At 44.3% G+C, this 17,131-nt stretch carries 22 protein-coding genes; all 22 read left to right on the top strand.

Annotated features, from left to right (window positions below; genetic code table 11):
* Positions 1 to 21 precede the first annotated feature (21 nt).
* The 22 genes from Q9R21_RS05675 (at position 22) to Q9R21_RS05570 (ending at position 17,112) form a co-directional block, all read left to right on the top strand.
* Complete coding sequence (locus Q9R21_RS05675; RefSeq protein WP_004645474.1) at positions 22 to 660, top strand: MotA/TolQ/ExbB proton channel family protein; 639 nt, start codon at positions 22 to 24, stop codon at positions 658 to 660.
* Between the two features lie 10 nt (positions 661 to 670).
* Positions 671 to 1,093 (top strand): biopolymer transporter ExbD, encoded by a 423-nt coding sequence (locus tag Q9R21_RS05670; RefSeq protein ID WP_004278885.1) that lies wholly within the window; start codon positions 671 to 673, stop codon positions 1,091 to 1,093.
* Positions 1,093 to 2,820: a lipid A export permease/ATP-binding protein MsbA gene (gene msbA, locus Q9R21_RS05665; RefSeq protein WP_114541075.1), complete on the top strand. Its 1,728-nt coding sequence runs from the start codon at positions 1,093 to 1,095 to the stop codon at positions 2,818 to 2,820. The genes Q9R21_RS05670 and msbA overlap by 1 nt, the downstream gene beginning before the upstream one ends.
* Before the next feature lie 3 nt (positions 2,821 to 2,823).
* The gene (gene lpxK / locus Q9R21_RS05660; RefSeq protein ID WP_004645471.1) at positions 2,824 to 3,828 is read left to right on the top strand and encodes a tetraacyldisaccharide 4'-kinase; all 1,005 of its coding nucleotides are present in this window, start codon (positions 2,824 to 2,826) and stop codon (positions 3,826 to 3,828) included.
* A gap of 12 nt (positions 3,829 to 3,840) precedes the next feature.
* Positions 3,841 to 4,602: a 3-deoxy-manno-octulosonate cytidylyltransferase gene (kdsB, locus tag Q9R21_RS05655; protein WP_311203882.1), complete on the top strand. Its 762-nt coding sequence runs from the start codon at positions 3,841 to 3,843 to the stop codon at positions 4,600 to 4,602.
* Positions 4,603 to 4,616: 14 nt separating this feature from the next.
* The gene (locus Q9R21_RS05650; protein WP_085064301.1) at positions 4,617 to 5,597 is read left to right on the top strand and encodes a DNA polymerase III subunit delta'; all 981 of its coding nucleotides are present in this window, start codon (positions 4,617 to 4,619) and stop codon (positions 5,595 to 5,597) included.
* Positions 5,598 to 5,612: 15 nt separating this feature from the next.
* The gene (locus tag Q9R21_RS05645) at positions 5,613 to 5,954 is read left to right on the top strand and encodes a PilZ domain-containing protein (RefSeq protein ID WP_004278877.1); all 342 of its coding nucleotides are present in this window, start codon (positions 5,613 to 5,615) and stop codon (positions 5,952 to 5,954) included.
* Between the two features lie 27 nt (positions 5,955 to 5,981).
* Complete coding sequence (locus Q9R21_RS05640; protein WP_005252239.1) at positions 5,982 to 6,755, top strand: TatD family hydrolase; 774 nt, start codon at positions 5,982 to 5,984, stop codon at positions 6,753 to 6,755.
* Positions 6,756 to 6,796: 41 nt separating this feature from the next.
* Positions 6,797 to 7,411 carry a TetR/AcrR family transcriptional regulator gene (locus Q9R21_RS05635; protein ID WP_005252237.1) on the top strand — a complete coding sequence of 205 codons (615 nt, stop codon included), beginning with the start codon at positions 6,797 to 6,799 and terminating at the stop codon, positions 7,409 to 7,411.
* Between the two features lie 9 nt (positions 7,412 to 7,420).
* Positions 7,421 to 7,972 (top strand): type II secretion system protein, encoded by a 552-nt coding sequence (locus Q9R21_RS05630; protein WP_005106567.1) that lies wholly within the window; start codon positions 7,421 to 7,423, stop codon positions 7,970 to 7,972.
* On the top strand, positions 7,962 to 8,513 hold the full coding sequence (gene gspI, locus Q9R21_RS05625) for a type II secretion system minor pseudopilin GspI (RefSeq protein WP_404976566.1): 552 nt from the start codon (positions 7,962 to 7,964) through the stop codon (positions 8,511 to 8,513). The genes Q9R21_RS05630 and gspI overlap by 11 nt, the downstream gene beginning before the upstream one ends.
* Complete coding sequence (gspJ, locus tag Q9R21_RS05620; protein ID WP_311203881.1) at positions 8,510 to 9,151, top strand: type II secretion system minor pseudopilin GspJ; 642 nt, start codon at positions 8,510 to 8,512, stop codon at positions 9,149 to 9,151. The genes gspI and gspJ overlap by 4 nt, the downstream gene beginning before the upstream one ends.
* 6 nt (positions 9,152 to 9,157) lie before the next feature.
* Complete coding sequence (gspK, locus tag Q9R21_RS05615) at positions 9,158 to 10,129, top strand: type II secretion system minor pseudopilin GspK (protein ID WP_311203880.1); 972 nt, start codon at positions 9,158 to 9,160, stop codon at positions 10,127 to 10,129.
* 152 nt (positions 10,130 to 10,281) lie between these two features.
* Positions 10,282 to 10,878: a 6-carboxytetrahydropterin synthase gene (locus tag Q9R21_RS05610; protein WP_004278864.1), complete on the top strand. Its 597-nt coding sequence runs from the start codon at positions 10,282 to 10,284 to the stop codon at positions 10,876 to 10,878.
* Positions 10,879 to 10,924: 46 nt separating this feature from the next.
* Positions 10,925 to 11,638: a uracil-DNA glycosylase gene (ung, locus tag Q9R21_RS05605; RefSeq protein WP_005247316.1), complete on the top strand. Its 714-nt coding sequence runs from the start codon at positions 10,925 to 10,927 to the stop codon at positions 11,636 to 11,638.
* Positions 11,635 to 12,756, top strand: a complete 1,122-nt coding sequence (locus tag Q9R21_RS05600) for an enoyl-CoA hydratase/isomerase family protein (RefSeq protein WP_213687406.1) — start codon at positions 11,635 to 11,637, stop codon at positions 12,754 to 12,756. Before ung ends, Q9R21_RS05600 begins: the two co-directional genes overlap by 4 nt.
* Positions 12,757 to 12,763: 7 nt before the next feature.
* The gene (gene tadA / locus Q9R21_RS05595; RefSeq protein WP_114541085.1) at positions 12,764 to 13,279 is read left to right on the top strand and encodes a tRNA adenosine(34) deaminase TadA; all 516 of its coding nucleotides are present in this window, start codon (positions 12,764 to 12,766) and stop codon (positions 13,277 to 13,279) included.
* A 60-nt stretch (positions 13,280 to 13,339) separates the two neighbouring features.
* Positions 13,340 to 13,771: an SRPBCC family protein gene (locus Q9R21_RS05590; protein ID WP_005247314.1), complete on the top strand. Its 432-nt coding sequence runs from the start codon at positions 13,340 to 13,342 to the stop codon at positions 13,769 to 13,771.
* Positions 13,772 to 13,788: 17 nt separating this feature from the next.
* Positions 13,789 to 14,472, top strand: coding sequence for a (d)CMP kinase (gene cmk, locus Q9R21_RS05585; protein ID WP_311203879.1), 684 nt, complete (start codon positions 13,789 to 13,791; stop codon positions 14,470 to 14,472).
* Positions 14,473 to 14,582: 110 nt separating this feature from the next.
* Positions 14,583 to 16,259: a 30S ribosomal protein S1 gene (rpsA, locus tag Q9R21_RS05580; protein ID WP_004278854.1), complete on the top strand. Its 1,677-nt coding sequence runs from the start codon at positions 14,583 to 14,585 to the stop codon at positions 16,257 to 16,259.
* Positions 16,260 to 16,422: 163 nt separating this feature from the next.
* A complete protein-coding gene (locus Q9R21_RS05575; RefSeq protein ID WP_004278853.1) occupies positions 16,423 to 16,728 on the top strand; it encodes an integration host factor subunit beta in 306 nt (101 codons plus the stop codon).
* 24 nt (positions 16,729 to 16,752) lie between these two features.
* Positions 16,753 to 17,112, top strand: a complete 360-nt coding sequence (locus Q9R21_RS05570) for a lipopolysaccharide assembly protein LapA domain-containing protein (RefSeq protein WP_004278852.1) — start codon at positions 16,753 to 16,755, stop codon at positions 17,110 to 17,112.
* The last annotated feature ends 19 nt before the right edge of the window (positions 17,113 to 17,131 follow it).

The raw sequence follows: 17,131 nt of genomic DNA, 5'->3' as shown, positions 1-17,131 counted from the left end.
TTTTATTGGGGAATAAATTAGATGTGGGAATTGGTTAAAGCAGGTGGCTGGCTTATGCTGCCCCTGGTCTTGTGTTCTATCTTTATGCTGGCGATTTCGATCGAGCGTCTGATTCGCCTGAAAAAGAATGCAGTACTTCCGTTGACACTGTTGATGGGGCCTTCGCAAAATACAGCACAAGTCATGCAAAAAATGAATCAAAGTGCGGCCTTAAAGCAAAGCACTTTGGGCCGGGTATTTACTGCAGGCTATGCCAGCAAGCAGCAAGGTGAGCAGTATGCTCGCGCACAGATGGAAGTGGTGGCATCACAGGAAATTGGTTATCTGGAAAAAAACATTAATTTTCTGGGAACTTTGAGTGCAGTTGCGCCTTTACTCGGTTTATTGGGAACTGTACTTGGGATTATTGAATCTTTCCTGATGATCGATGTAGGTACCGGGAGTGATCCGGTATTGATGATGCCGGGTATTTCCAAGGCTTTAATTACCACGGCAGCCGGTATGTTGATTGCAATTCCTGCACTGTTTGCGCACCGTTATTTTCAGCGTCTTGTTCAGGAATATGTGGCTGAACTTGAGCAGCAAGCGACTTTGTTTCATGCGGATCTTTTTTATCGTAATCATGCAGACATAGATCAAGACATGCAAAAAGCCAGCTAGGAGGCGGATGATGAAATTCAAACGCAACCAGGTGGAAGATGTACATATTAATCTGACACCGATGATTGATTGTCTGCTGTTTATTCTGGTCTTTTTACTTTTGTCGACGACATTTAGCCAAATGAGCCGAATGAATCTGACCTTGCCGGATGCGCAAGGTGTACCGCCTAAAAGCTATGATCAGAAAGTTGAAGTGATTGTGGATGCCAATGGTCATTACGCAGTCAATGGTCAATCCTTGGCCAGTAAGGAAGTCGCGGATTTAAATACTGCAATTAAACAGATTTCTAATGAACGCCGTGATTTAATGTTTGTCATTGCAGCTGACGCAAAAGCCAGCCATCAGGACGTGATTCGTGTCATGGATGTGGCCGGGCAGCTCGGCTTTGTAAATATTAATATCAGTACCAAAGTACCCACCCGAGGTTATTAGTGAAGCACGATTTTAAGGTCTATCTTCGCCTTTTAAGTTATTTAAAACCGTTTTGGGGCATTGCATTGCTTGTCCTGCTGGGTTTTTCTATTAATGCCGCTACGGAAGTCTCTGTCGCTAAATTACTAGAATATATTATTGAGGCGATTCAAAATAAAGACCAGAGTTTCACATCACTTTTCCCGTTTTTAGTGGTCATACTCATGTTCTTCCGGGGCCTGGGTTTGTTCATGGGTGGATATTTTACTGCGGTAATTTCCCGGAATCTGGTATTCAACATCCGTCAGGAAGTTTTTGCAAAATTGCTGCGTTTACCGTCCCAGTATTATCTGGATAATACCAGCGGGCATATTACTGCCAAAATCATGTATAACGTTGAACAGCTAACCGCTGCTTCAACTGAAGCTTTAAGAACCTTGTTGCAACAAGGTTTGATCACTCTGGCATTATTAGGCTACCTGTTGTATACCAACTGGCGTCTGACCATGTGTATCCTGATTTTTGCACCCGTCATTGGCTTTATTATCAGTAAAGCTGCAAGACGGATGCGTAAATTATCGCAGCAAGTGCAAGACACCATGGGTGATGTAAACCATGTGGTGCAGGAAACGGTGAATGCCAACCTGATCGTCAAGGGTTTTGGAGGGCAAAGTTATGAGCAGGAACGCTTTAAACAGAACTCGCTGGAAAACTTGCGTCGTGGCTTGAAAATGGTCGCTGTACAACAGTTGAATAGTCCTGTGGTTCAGCTGATCATGTCGATTTCACTGAGTATTGTGATGTTTATTGCCTTGCGTCCGCAAATTCTGGGTGATACCTCTGCGGGTGAATTTGTCGCTTATATTACTGCGGCGGGTATGCTGGCAAGACCGATCAAAGCCTTGACGGATATCAATGAAAAAATTCAACGTGGTATGGCTGCGGCTCATTCGGTATTTGAATTGCTGGATATGCCTGAAGAAAAAAATACCGGGACTTTAACGGATAGCCTGAAAGGCGATATCGAGTTTAAAGATGTCAACTTGATTTATGATGATGGCCATCGTGCTATTCATGACTTTAATTTGCAGGTCAAGGCCGGTGAAACAGTAGCGCTGGTAGGACGTTCTGGTGCAGGAAAAAGTTCTCTGGTGAATCTGCTGGTGCGTTATCAGGATGCAACTTCTGGGCAGATCTTGCTGGATCAGAAACCGATTGAAGATTTTGAAATTACCGCCTTGCGAACCCAGATTGCTATGGTGAACCAGCAAGTAGTACTGTTTAATCGTACCGTGCGGGAAAATATTGCTTATGGTCAGCTCGAAGGTGCTTCCGATGAAGATATTATCGCGGCAGCAAAGGCAGCCTATGCGCATGATTTTATTATGGCACTACCGCAAGGTTATAATACTCAGCTGGGTGCTCAGGGTTTAAACCTGTCTGGTGGCCAGCGTCAGCGCATCGCCATCGCGCGAGCAATTTTGAAAAATGCCTCTATTCTGATTCTGGATGAAGCGACCAGTGCGCTGGATAACGAGTCGGAATACTTTATTCAGCGTGCCTTTGATAAAGCCATGCAGGACCGTACCACCATCGTAATTGCACATCGTCTATCGACGATTGAAAACGCGGATCGTATTGTTGTCATGGATCAGGGCCGTATTGTTGAGCAGGGCAGTCATGCCGAACTGATTGCGCTACATGGTGCTTATTATCAGTTGCATCAGCGTAACTTTGAGGAACAGTAACTTATGGCACTGGCACAAATCATTCAGGATGCTTGGAATGCACAGGCAAAGTGGCTGGTGGTGCTGCGTCCTTTGTCATGGTTGTATCGCCTGGGTTTTGTCAGCAATCACTGGCTTTATCAAAAAGGCATTAAAAAAAGTTATAGTGCACCAATTCCCGTTATGGTAATTGGTAACATCACAGTCGGTGGTAGCGGTAAAACACCTTTGTTGATTCATCTGGTGGATTATTTAACCGAGAAAAATGTTCGGGTAGGCGTGATCAGTCGAGGCTATGGCGGCCAAGGTCCATTTCCTGCCTATGTCGACTTTAATACCTTGCCGGAGATTGTCGGAGATGAGCCTGCCTTGATTGTACAGGCAACAGGCGTGCCGATGGCAGTTGGTCCCAACCGGCAGAAAAGTATCGAGTTATTGCTGCACAAACATGAACTGGATCTGATTATCTGTGATGATGGCCTGCAGCATTGGGCCTTGAATCGCCAGATTGAGTGGATTGTGCTGGATAATAATCGCGGTCTGGGTAATCAGAAACTGCTTCCAGAAGGTTATCTACGTGAACCAGTGACCCGTTTGAAAACGGGAACCGTAATTGAGCATTCGGCTAACCCAAGCTCTGAACTGCATATGCATCTGGCTGCATCACAGCCTTATTTGCTTAATCAGGACAACAATAAAATCTTTGATCCTCAAGCGGCTTTTTATGCGGTAGTCGGCATTGGCTTTCCACAGCGGTTTTATCAGACCTTGCAAAATTTAGGCATAGAACAATTTCAGTGTCATGAGTTTCCAGACCATCATGACTATGACATTGAAGATTTACAGTTCGATGATAACAATCCGATTATTACCACTGAAAAAGACGCAATAAAAATTATGGCGCTACTTAAACAATATCCAGATTTTAAACAGGATATCTGGGTGGTGCCAGTCGATGCAGTCCTATCGCCAGCCTGCTATACAGTCTTGCAGCAACAGTTACAACAATACGGTATTCAAATTTCTTAAGGCTCATTCATTATGAAACACATTGTTATTCCTGCACGTTTCGCCAGTTCACGTTTACCGGGTAAACCTTTGCTGGAAATTCATGGTCGTCCCATGATTCTGCGGGTAGTGGACCAAGCCAAAAAAGTGCAAGGTTTTGATGATCTGTGTGTGGCAACTGATGATGAGCGTATTGCTGCCGTTTGCCGTGCTGAAGGCATTGATGTTGTCATTACCTCGGCGGATCACCCTTCAGGCACAGACCGCTTGAGTGAAGTGGCTCGAATCAAAGGCTGGGCCAGTGAGGACATTATTGTCAATGTACAGGGGGATGAACCCTTACTGCCGGCGCAACTGGTAAAACAGGTTGCTCAACTCTTGGAAGATCAGCCTGAATCTTCCATGTCGACGCTATGTGAGCCGATCCATCAGCTGGATGAATTCAAACGTGACAGCATTGTAAAAGTTGTCATGTCAAAACAGCAGCAGGCACTGTATTTTAGCCGTGCTACCATTCCTTATGACCGTGATGGTGCGAAACTGACTGAACCAAAACTGCATGATCAGGCCTATCGTCATTTAGGCCTATATGCCTATCGGGTAAAACTGTTGCAAGAATATGTGACCTGGGAAATGGGTGTGCTGGAGAAACTGGAATCTCTAGAACAGTTACGGGTACTGGAAAATGGACACCGTATTGCCATTGCGGTGGCTGAAGCCAATTTGCCGCCAGGGGTGGATACCCAGGAAGATCTGGATCGCCTGAATCAGATGGATCTTTCCCATTTTGCCTAAGAAGAGTCAAATACATGCCTTTTGATGTCAATGCACATATCTATCCATGGCAGCAACAGGTTTGGGAAACCCTGACCGGGCGCTTTCCTAAGCTTGGACATGGTTTATTGTTTTATGGAAAAAAAGGCTGTGGTAAAGAAGCGTTTACCCAACAGTTTCTGGCTTGGGTGTTATGCCTGAATCGTCAGCCTGCCGGGCCATGTGGTGAATGCAGTAGCTGTCAATGGTTAAAGGCAGACACCCATCCCAACTATGTACATATCAGTACCGATGACGACAATAAAAAACAGAATGCCAAAATCAAGATCGAGAAGATTCGCGATCTGCTGCCTTTTGTGCAACAGACTGTAGATGGCTGGCGCGTGATTGTGATTGAGCCGGCAGAAGCCTTGAATATTGCCTCTGCCAATGCCTTACTCAAAACACTGGAAGAACCCGGTGATAATACGGTCATTATTTTACTGGCGAATCATTATTTAAAATTGCCCGCGACTATACGCAGTCGTTTGCAGCATTTTGCTTTGGACCGGATTTCCGCAGAACAATTTAGCGATTATGTCCAGAATCAGCTCCCAGATGCAGGTGCTAGCCAACAACAGTTATTGATGAACCTGTCCAATCAGATGCCGTTACAGGCACTAGAGATTGCACAAAGTGCCTGGCTGCCACTACGTCAGGAATTCCTGCAAGACTGGCAAAAACTGGTCATGCAAAAAAATATGCCGATGGCAATTGCGACCAAATGGAATAAAAACCTGAATTTTGGTGACTTTGCTCAAATGTTTGAATACTTGTTGTCCGATTTAATTTGTGTCAAGCTAAATCAGACGGTGAAAAACATTGACCTTGAATTCAATGTACTTGCCGAACAATATTCATTAGAAGCACTTTTTAAAATTTATGAAGATTTTCAGCGCGCTAAACAATTCCTTGAACAGAATGTCCAAAGCAATCTGGTTATTGATGAATTGTTTATCAAGCTGATGAATCTTTAATTAAGGGGAAATCACATGCAACCACGTATGGGCGGTATTATTCAGGCCAATATTCCTGACATTGAAACACTGTTTGCCAGCTATATGCCTTATGTTGTGGGTGGTGGGCTTTTTATTCCTTCCAAGCAGCCGGTCAAACTGGGCGAAGAGGTTTTTGTATTGACGACTTTGCCTGACCAGACCCAGAAAATTCCTTTAACCGGTAAAGTCATCTGGGTCTCGCAAAAGCAGAATGGCATCAAGCCACAAGGCTTTGGCATCCAGTTAAGCGGTGAAAAAGGCGTTTATTTTAAAAATGAAGCAGATCGTCTGGTTGCAGGTCTTAAATCTGAAGGACGTAAAAGTTACACTATGTAGTTAATTTACCCTTGGTAGGAACGCATCGTGTTTGTAGATACTCATTGTCATTTAACCCTGCTTGATTTGACACCATATCATGGTGATCTGGATCAGGCATTGGCTCAGGCTCGTGAAGCCGGTGTTTCCAAATTCATGAGTATCTCGGTCGATCTGGATGATCATATCGAGCTGGCCAAAATTGCCGCGTGTCATGCAGATGTCGGATATACCGTTGGCGTACATCCTTGCGAAGATGCTGCAACCATGGCGCGTGCCACGACTGAATATCTGGTCGAACTGGCGCAACCGGAGAAAGTCTGGGCACTCGGTGAAACAGGTCTGGACTATTATCACAGTACCGATTTTATTGCAGAGCAAAAAGCCTGTTTCGCCCGGCATATCCATGCGTCACAAATCACCAAAAAACCTGTAGTCGTTCATACCCGTTCCGCCAAGCATGATACCGTCGATATTATTCGCGCGGAAAAATCTACGCATGGCATCCTGCACTGTTTTACCGAGGACTGGGAAACCGCTAAAGCAGTACTGGATTGCGGCTATTATGTTTCATTTTCCGGAATTGTTTCATTTAAAAATGCGCAGGATCTGCGTGATGTCGCCAAACAGGTTCCGCTGGATCGTGTGCTGATTGAAACCGATAGTCCTTATCTTGCGCCAATGCCGTATCGTGGCAAATCTAATGAGCCTAAATACGTTCCTTATGTAGCCAAAGCGCTTTGCGATGTATATGATAAGTCGCTAGAAGAAATGGCTTTTATCACAAAGCAGAACTTTGAAAATCTTCTGAATTTAAAGTAAATAAAGTTATATAAAGTACAAAGAGAGTTTATAGGGTGAAGATGGATCGTCAAGCTCAGTTTCGAGCAAGAGAAACCTTGATTTTTCAAGTAGCAGAGCAACTCCTGTTAGAAAATGGTGAAGCAGGAATGACGCTCGATGCGCTTGCCGCCGAGCTTGATCTGGCCAAAGGGACACTTTATAAACATTTCCAGAGTAAAGATGAACTATACATGCTGCTGATTATCCGAAATGAGCGCATGTTGCTGGAAATGATTCAGGATAGCGATAAAGCCTTTCCTGAACATCTGGCCTTCTTTATGCTGCATCATTTGCATCATCCTGAACGTACTGTGCTGTTTCATCAGATTGAAGAACGCCTGTCGACGACTGGGGTTGGAATCCAGCACCTTTTTAGCGAACTTTATCAGGTGCGCAAACAGCGTTTACGCCTGATTATCCGTATGACAGAAACTTATCTGGCTTCTATTAATAGCCGCATGTCAGTACGCGATTATCTGGCTTCGATCTGGTCGTTGACCCATGGTGCAGCTGCAATTCTTAATTCCAGTTTCTATCAGCGTTATTTGGGTTCGCGCGATACATTGCGTGTAGCCTATATCGATCAGGCACTGGCTTTGCCTAAGCAGGTACATTCAGCCGAGCAGTTTGCCTAAGGTTGTCCTATGATCAGATCACCTCACAGTGCAGTTCGTGGCTTTACCTTAATCGAATTGATGGTGGTGATTGTGATTATGGGAATTATGGCTTCACTAGTGCTGCTGAATACCAGTGGTGTCGATCAGCGCAAAGCGATGCAGGCACGGGAAATTTTATTGGTGGACTTGCAACGGGTGCTACGCGAGGCTAATGACCAATCCAGAATACTCGCGCTTGACGTTCAATCAGCGACAGATGTCACGCCATTTCGCTATGGAATTATAGAATATCGTTCGGCAGCGCAGACTGAACCGAACCTGCAAAATGAGAAATGGCAAAATTATGCAGATTTTAAATTGCGTAGTTTGCCTGATCATATTTCCTTTCAAATTCAGGCACTGGAACAGCAGCGTTATGCCAGGGCACAAAATCGTGACCTGACTCAGGCAAATTCACCTCAATTAATCTGGCTCGGCAATGGTGAAGTCAAACCGGTGCGGATTCAGTTCTTTTTAGAAGACCGTGAAGTGGGTGCTGCGATTGAGATTGATCATCTGGGTAAAATCAATGAAATCTAGATATTTCAAGCAGAGCGCTGGGTCTGGTGTAATCAAGTTGTTTAAGGCGAGTGTTCATGGATTTGATCATGTGTGCTGCAAGCATAGGACTTCGTCTTGCGCTGCTATCGGACTTTCTTGCGCGACAATGTCGCTCAGGTCGAGTGTTACTCGACTTAATCGTGCCTCAGGTTTTACCTTATTGGAAGTTATGGTCGCCTTGGCAATTTTTGCGACCGCAGCCATAACCCTGACCAAAGTCGCGATGCAATATACCCAATCCACCTCAAATGCCATTCTACGTACCAAAGCACAGTTTGTTGCCTTAAATGAAGTGGCACAAATGGAAATCAATCAGGAATGGATGGAAGGCACGGCTTCCAAACAGCTGACCCAGCAAGGTGAAACCTGGCAGATTGACAAGCGTAGTGAGCCGACGGTCAGTCCGAATGTCCAGCGAATCGAATTACAGATTAGTCTGGTTAATCAGGACAGTGGTCAGGTTGAATCTGGCATCAGCAGTCTGATGTTCTTTAATCATCGCATGAACAATACCCCATGAAGCCTAAAGGATTTACCCTGGTTGAATTATTGGTTGCCATTGCGATCTTTGCGGTGCTGTCTGCCTTAGGTTGGAAAGTTTTTGATTATATTGTCAAAACCAAAGATCAGAATGTGATTCATGAGCAACGTTTAGGTCAGTTACAGCAAACCTATCAGCAGATTCTGCGAGATACTATACAGGCAGTACCCTTAACGGCCAACATCAATGGTGATATTCAACCAGCTCTGGTGCTGCAGAACGGACGTTTTAACTTCAGTAAAACCGGGGTAACTGACCCTTTGGAAGAAGGGATTTCCCCAGATGAACGCATTGAATATCAGTATCGAGCCGAAGAGCAGAAACTTTATCGCTTGAAATACCGGAATCTAAATCAGACAGGTCGAGATCAGCCCGAATCCAGTGTTTTATTGTCGGAAGTGGAACAATTCCAGATCGTTGTACTTAATCCGAATGAACTCACGCAATGGCCAGATACTTCTGCTGATCTGAACCAGTTAGAGCATAAACAGCGTTTGCCTAAAGGGATTAAAATCAATTTAACCGTGAATGGCGTCAGTTATGAATGGATGTTCAGTTTATTGAATACGGACTTTTTGCTTGATACTCAGAACAGCGGTCAACCCAGCTCAGAATAATAAGAAATGAAAATGAATAAAGCGATCATGATCAAGCAGCAGAAAGGCATTGCACTGATTACCATTCTGGTGATGGTAGCACTAGCGACTATTCTGGCGGTTACGATTGCCCAGCGTCAGGCTGCAACTGCTGAAAGCACTGCCTATTTGATGCGACAAAACCAGTCTCTCATGTATGCCAAAAGTGCCGAGGCCTTTTTTTCTGAATTGCTGGTCGATGATGCTGAAAATGCTGCAGAGGTCGATCATCTGCAGGAAACCTGGGCGCAACCCATGCCAGCTTTTCCGGTAGACGACGGTTATGTCTCCGGAATAATGCAGGATGAATCAGGCAAGTTTAATTTAAATAGCCTCATTACTGCCGAAGGCACAGTTAATGAAAATGCCAAGGCATGGTTTGAACTGATTCTAAAACGTGCCGGTTTGCCGGCACAGCTGAGTGAAGCAGTGATTGACTGGCAGGATGAAGATGAGCTGGTCAGTGGGGGCATGGGCGCCGAATCTAACTATTATCAAGGCTTGCCAAATGCTGCTTTGCCACCGAATGCAAAGTTTCATAGTGTGGAAGAATTAAAGCTGGTACGCGGTTTTGAAGAGAATCAGTATAAGCTGATAGCACCTTATCTGAGTACTGCACCGGTGCAGGAGAGCCCGGTCAATATTAATACCGCTTCAGCTTTTCTTTTGGCCAGTATGGATGAAAAGCTGGATGTGAATGCGGTGCAGCAATTGCTGGATCAGCGTCAGGCCAACTTGGAACACTTTTCCAATGTGACTGACCTGTGGTCACTGGAGCCTTTTGCTCAGGTCGATGCAGACAAGCGTAATTTGTTTAACAGTCTGCTTGGGGTGCAATCCAATTATTTTAAAGCCCGAATCGAAGTGGTTTTAAGTGAGCGTAAGCGCCAGTTCAGCAGTGATCTGGTTCGTCAGGACAAACAGGTTTATGTGGCATACCGCAGCATGGCGCCATTTTAATTTTAGCTCATGAATTGTACAGGCTGTATAAGCGCAAATGCCGGGCTGATGCCTTTTCCCTATCATGCTAAATAGCAAAATTAATCCTCAAAGCCTTACTTTTGCTTTATAATCAAAATTAATTCACCTATTTTTTGACGACATTACGGCATATGTTAATTCGTAAGTTATTTAAGTTTGAGAATGCTCATATTGTGCGTAACTGCACGTCAGATCGCTGTAAGCGTTCGATCCATGGCCATAGTTATAAAGTCGAGTTATTACTAAAAGCCTCGAAGCTAGATCATGGTCAAATGGTCTATGACTTTGGTCTGCTTAAAGGTGTGATTAAGGATTTTTTTGATTCTTTCGATCATGCTATCTGCTTCTGGCAAAATGACGACCCGGAATATATTCAGGCCTGCAAGAATTTCAGCGCGCGCTGGGTGTCTTTGCCGGTATCGCCATCAGCAGAGCAGTTTTCACGTATTTTCTTCTTTCTGGCACAGCAAGTGCTGGCATCGACCGTGACTCAAAATGGCGAAGGTGATGTCGAAGTCTATTCTGTGATTGTGCATGAAACCGACACCGGCTATGCACAAAGTTTTTTAGAAGATATTCAAAATGAACAAATGGGGATTCTGAGCCTGGAACAACTTGAGTTCTCTGAACAGGTGCAAGCTGAATGGACAGATCCGGACATGTTTGCCAAGCTCAAACAGGGCACGCCATTTCATAACCCTACAGTAGATTTACAGGTACAGATTTAAAGTCTGCGTGACTTTAAATCCATTGACATAGATTTAGGATTGAAGAATGTCTTTAAATGAACAGCAACTGGCCAAGCTGAATAAAGTTCAGTTGGATGAAAGCTGGAAATATGGATTGAGTGAATTTTTGCTCAGTCCGAAAATGGATGAATTAAAAGCGTTTCTCGTTGAAGAAAAAAAAGCAGATAAAATCATTTATCCTCCCAATCATCTGATTTTTAATGCTTTGAATACCACGCCGCTAGATCGGGTAAAAGTGGTGATTTTAGGGCAAGACCCTTATCATGGCCCAAATCAGGCGCATGGATTAAGCTTTTCCGTGCAAAAGGGGGTTGCATTACCACCATCTTTGCGTAATATTTTTCATGAGTTACATGCAGATGTTGGGGTTGAAAGACCGAAGCATGGTGACTTGACGCATTGGGCAGAGCAGGGTGTGCTTCTGTTAAATGCAGTACTGACCGTCGAAGCAGGTCAGCCGACTTCGCATCAAAAGCGCGGTTGGGAAGAATTTACCGATCACGTCATTGATGTATTAAATGAACAGCGTGAACATATTGTCTTTATTCTTTGGGGCGCATACGCACAGCGTAAAGGACAGCGCATTAATCAAGATAAGCATCTCGTGTTAAAGGCAGCACATCCATCGCCTTTGGCAGCAAACCGTGGTGGTTTTTTTGGTTGTAAAGTATTTTCAAAATCGAATAACTACCTCAAACAACATGGCATTGAGCCTATAGATTGGCAGCTGGACGCATGAAATATTCTCCCCTTACTAAACATTATCATCCGGATTTGATTGTTGAAGAAGCGCACAATGGTTGGCGTATCGTTCGTTTAAATCGCCCGAAATCTTTGCATGCTCTCGATGAATCGATTGCTTCCGCACTTCTGGAAGTATTTCAGGACTTTCATCATGATGATAGCGTCAAAGCCATCTGGCTGGATTCAACCACACCGAAAGCGTTCTGTGCGGGTGGGGATGTGCGTAAGCTGCGTCAGTTAGTGATTAATGATGAAGTCGCGGCTGCCAATAAATTCTTTGAACAAGAATATGCACTCGATCTGTTACTGCATAATTATGCCAAACCCGTTTTAGTCTGGGGTGAAGGTTATGTGATGGGTGGTGGCTTGGGCTTGTTTATGGCGGCGCCTTTCCGTTTAGTGACGCCATATTCACGTTTGGCAATGCCTGAAATCAATATCGGTTTGTATCCAGACGTGGGTGCAACCCGCTTCTTGGCAGATCGTGGTGCGATTGGTCTATTTACCGGCTTGACCGGTTCAATCATGACTGCTGCGGGCGCTTACGGGATTGGCTGGGCAACGCATATTTGTGATGCACAGCGTGATTCAGTTTTGGATAAAGTCATTAATATTGACTGGGAGCATTATCCTGCAGGTGACTTCCGTGCCATTGATGACACCCTGAATAGTATGCACCGTCCGGTCGGCCCGGGACCGTTGCAAAACTCTCTGGATGTGATTCATAGTGTTTGCCGTGGTGTCAACTTTGAGCATGATTATGAGTCGATTATTGGCCTGAGTGACGCACGCAGTGACTGGTTGCGTCAGGCCAGTGAAAACCTGAAAAAAGGTTCGCCAACTACTGCAGCCTTGACCTGGCTATTGTGGCAATGGGGTAAGCAGATACATTCCTGGAATGAAGTTTTCGAACTGGAAGTTCAGATCTCAGACTGGAAAATCCGTCATCATGACTTTGTCGAAGGTGTGCGCGCACGTCTGGTGGATAAAGACCTTTCTCCTGCATGGAAAAAGGGTGCAGATATGAGCTTAAAAGGTATTTTGTCTGCAAACCCTCCGGTGACCAATATTGAAAGCTGGAATGCCTTGCTAAAACAGTATGGTGTGATTTAAGTTTTACATGTCCGAAACACAATTGAGCGATGAATACTGGATGCAGCTTGCCTATGCGCAGGCTGCACTTGCTGCCGCACAGGGCGAAATTCCGGTGGGTGCGATTATTGTTAGTCAGAATCAGATCATTGGTCAGGGCTTTAATGCGCCGATTTCTTTAAATGATCCGACCGCGCATGCCGAGATTGTGGCGCTGCGTGATGCCTGTCAAAATATCCAGAATTATCGTTTACCTGATGATGCAGTGCTTTATGTGACTTTAGAGCCGTGCACCATGTGTGTTGGTGCGCTGGTGCATTCACGGGTTTCACGGGTAGTATTTGGCGCATTTGAAGCGAAAGCAGGTTCACTGGTGAGTGCGCGTCAACTGTTTGAAACCGGTTATTATAATCACGTATTTTCTTTCCAGGCAGGCTGCATGCAGCAGCAATGCTCTGAACAGCTCAGTGCATTTTTTAAGTTGCGTCGCGAGCAGAAACGACAATTCAAGTTACAAGAAAAGTTATTAAATACGCAGAAGTAAATTTACTTTATCCGCTAAAATTTTCCCACTTTCAAATATCTGCAATCTTCAGGAACAATAATGAACAGCATCCAAGTAAAAAAAGAATTCCCAGCAGCCCTTGATGATGTCTTCAATTTGATGTCCAAGCATGCCACCTATAATATTGCCTTCGCACCGATGCAGGTCGAACGAATCAAGGATTCTGCGGATGCTGAATATCCTGATGGACTCGGTTCAGTACGTGCAATGGGTATGGGGCCAGTGAAGCCGCTGAAAGAACAAATTACCTTGTTCGAGCCAAATAATCGCATCGAATATCAGATTATTAAAAATCCATTGATCAAGCATCATTTAGGCATTATTGAATTTGAAGCACTGGCTGATGACAAAACGTTAGTAACTTATACGATTGAATTGCAGGCACGTGCGCCTTTTGTGAGTAAATTAATCCTTGCACAGTTACAGGCAGCGATTAAACTAGGCCTGACAAAACTCGCAAAATCTGTTTAAACAACAACGGGAAAGCAATGACAGTTCAAATTATTACCATTGATGGTCCAAGTGGGTCTGGCAAGGGCACGTTAGCAGCGAAACTGGCTGCACATTATCAGTTTCACTTATTGGATTCTGGTGCTTTATACCGCCTTTTGGGTTTGTCATTGCATCACCATGATTTGCTGGATTCGGTAGACACGAAATTGCCAGAATGCGTACAAATCGCAACAAATTTAGATATCCAGTTTGTCAGTACCGACACCGGGGTGCAGGTGTGGCTGGATGGTGAAGATGTGTCCCAAACTATTCGAACTGAACGGGTAGGAGAGTTTGCTTCAAAAGTTGCAGCAATTCCTGAGCTTAGAACAGCGATGGTTTCACGTCAGCATGCCTTTGCACAGGCGCCTGGTCTGGTAGCAGACGGACGTGATATGGCGACAAGTATCTTCCCGAATGCTCAGGCAAAAATATATTTGACGGCCTCGGCTGAATCACGCGCGCAAAGACGTGTAAAGCAGTTGCAGGGCATGGGACTGGATGTTAAAATAAGCGACATTTTAGCTAATATCATCGCTCGCGATAAACGAGATACGGAACGCGCTGTCGCTCCACTCAAGCCTGCGGATGATGCTTACATTATTGATAGTTCAGATTTGAATATCGATGAAGTATTCCAGCTGATGACCACTTATGTGGATCAGCAGTTAGCAAATTAACCCAATTTTATCAGCAAACGCATAGCTTGATCAGTTTTATATGGACTATGTAGATGCTTAATTAAACCGGCCTTGTCTGATCCAAGACCGCTGACTTTATCGGAAATATCATGACCGAATCTTTTGCAGCCCTCTTTGAAGCAAGCGAATTAAACCTCAACGTTGAAAAGGGTGCAGTTATCCAGGGCGTTGTAGTAAGCATTGACTCTGATTGGGTAACTGTTGACACTGGCCTTAAATCTGAAGGCGTTGTTGACCGTGCTGAGTTCTTAAATGAACAGCGCGAACTTGAAGTTCAAGTTGGCGACACTGTAGACGTAGTTGTTGAAGCACTTGACAACGGTATGGGTCAAACAGTTCTTTCTCGCGAAAAAGCTAAACGCGCAGAAACTTGGACTAAACTTGAAAAAATCTTTGAAGACGGCGAAATCGTTACTGGTGTTATCTCTGGTAAAGTTAAAGGTGGTTTCACTGTTGACATCGGTCCAGTACGTGCGTTCCTTCCAGGTTCTTTAGTTGATACTCGTCCTATTCGTGATACTACTCACCTAGAAGGCAAAGAGTTAGAATTCAAAGTAATCAAACTTGACGCTAAACGTAACAACGTTGTTGTTTCACGTCGTGCTGTTATGGAAGCTGAATCTTCAGCTGACCGTGAAGCTCTTCTTGCTCAGCTTGAAGAAGGTCAAACAGTTACTGGTACGATCAAAAATCTTACTGACTACGGCGCATTCGTTGACCTTGGCGGTATTGATGGTCTTCTTCACATCACTGACATGGCTTGGAAACGTATCAAGCACCCTTCAGAAGTTGTTGAAGTGGGTCAAGAAGTTACTGTTAAAGTACTTAAATTCGACCGCGAACGTAACCGTGTTTCTCTAGGTCTTAAACAGCTTGGCGAAGATCCATGGTTAGCGATCATGAACCGTTACCCTAAAGGTTCAATCGTTAAAGCCCGCGTAACTAACCTGACTGACTACGGTTGTTTCGCTGAAATCGCTGAAGGCGTTGAAGGTTTAGTACACGTTTCAGAAATGGATCACACGAACAAAAACATCCACCCATCTAAAGTTGTTCAGATTGGTGATGAAGTTGATGTTATGGTTCTTGAAGTTGATGAAGAACGTCGTCGTATTTCTCTTGGTATCAAACAAACTCGTGCTAACCCATGGGAAGAGTTTGCTAAAGACCACGATAAAGGCGAAAAAGTTTCTGGTACGATCAAATCTATCACTGACTTCGGTATCTTCATCGGTTTACCAGGCGGTATCGACGGTCTAGTTCACTTGTCTGATATTTCTTGGAACGAACAAGGCGAAGAAGCGATTCGTCGTTACAAGAAAGGCGACACTGTTGAAGCGGTTATCCTTTCTGTAGACGCTGAAGGCAACCGTATCAGCCTTGGCATCAAGCAAATGAACAACGATCCGTTCAATGACTTCCTTGCTGCTAACGAACGCGGTGCTTTGGTTAAAGGTACTGTAACTGCAGTTGACGCTAAAGGCGCTACTGTTAAGTTAGCTGACGAAGTTGAAGCGACTTTGAAAGCATCTGAAATCAACCGCGATCGCGTTGAAGATGCAACTAAGTTCCTTGAAGTTGGTCAAGAAGTTGAAGCGAAGATCATCAACGTAGATCGTAAATCTCGCGCAATCAACTTGTCTATCAAAGCGAAAGACGAAGCTGAAGAGAAAGAAGCAGTTGCTAACTTGAAAACAGCTCCTGCTGGTCAAGACAATGGTCCTAAGACGATTGGTGACCTGATCAAAGCTCAAATGGGCAACTAAGTAAGCGTTTGAATTGTATTGTTAATGTAATTTAACTAATACTTTTTATACAAATACTGTAAACGGTAGCGTAGTATTTAATTATTGCGCTACCGTTTTGTATTTAAACAGGTTATTATCGGGAAATAGATCCCAAGTAGCTTGATAATTAAAGAGGTCGCAGATGACTACTGAAGCACTTAATAAGTCTGACTTAATAGAGCGTATTGCATTAAAAAATCCGCATTTGGCTGAGCCTTTAGTGGAAGAAGCCGTTAAAATTATGATCGATCAAATGATAGAAGCATTATCAACTGACAACCGTATCGAGATTCGTGGATTTGGTAGTTTTGCATTGCATCACCGTGAACCGCGCGTAGGTCGTAACCCTAAAACTGGTAAATCAGTAGAAGTGGCTGCAAAAGCAGTTCCGCACTTTAAACCAGGCAAGGCACTTCGTGACGCTGTGAACGAGTCTGCACAAAAATAATTGTAAATATTTTGCGGGGTGTTCATGCGTTACGTTCTGGTCATTCTTTTATTGGTACTGTTTGGTTATTCATTAGCTTTAGTTTTGCAAAACGGTACTGAATTGTCAGTGGACTTGTTATTTACTCAAGTTCCCGCAATGCGCCTGGGATTATTACTTCTCCTCACATTATCTTTAGGTGTCGTTTTGGGCCTGTTATTGGGCGTTCAGATCTTCCGGGTTTTTCAGACGAATTGGGAAATTAAACGACTGCGTAAAGACATTGAACATCTACGTAAGGAACAGTTGAATACAGCCAAGTTAATGGCCGCTGAAGCAGCAGCCCATACCCGGCATGAAAAAACTGTATTAGATATTACCAATGAAAATCAAAGCCCATTATAATGGGCTTATTTTTTGCCTA

The organism is Acinetobacter sp. RG5 (assembly GCF_031844265.1).
Lineage (GTDB): Bacteria > Pseudomonadota > Gammaproteobacteria > Pseudomonadales > Moraxellaceae > Acinetobacter.
Note: the sequence above shows the minus strand (reverse complement) of the source record. Positions and strands in the feature narration are given on the sequence as shown.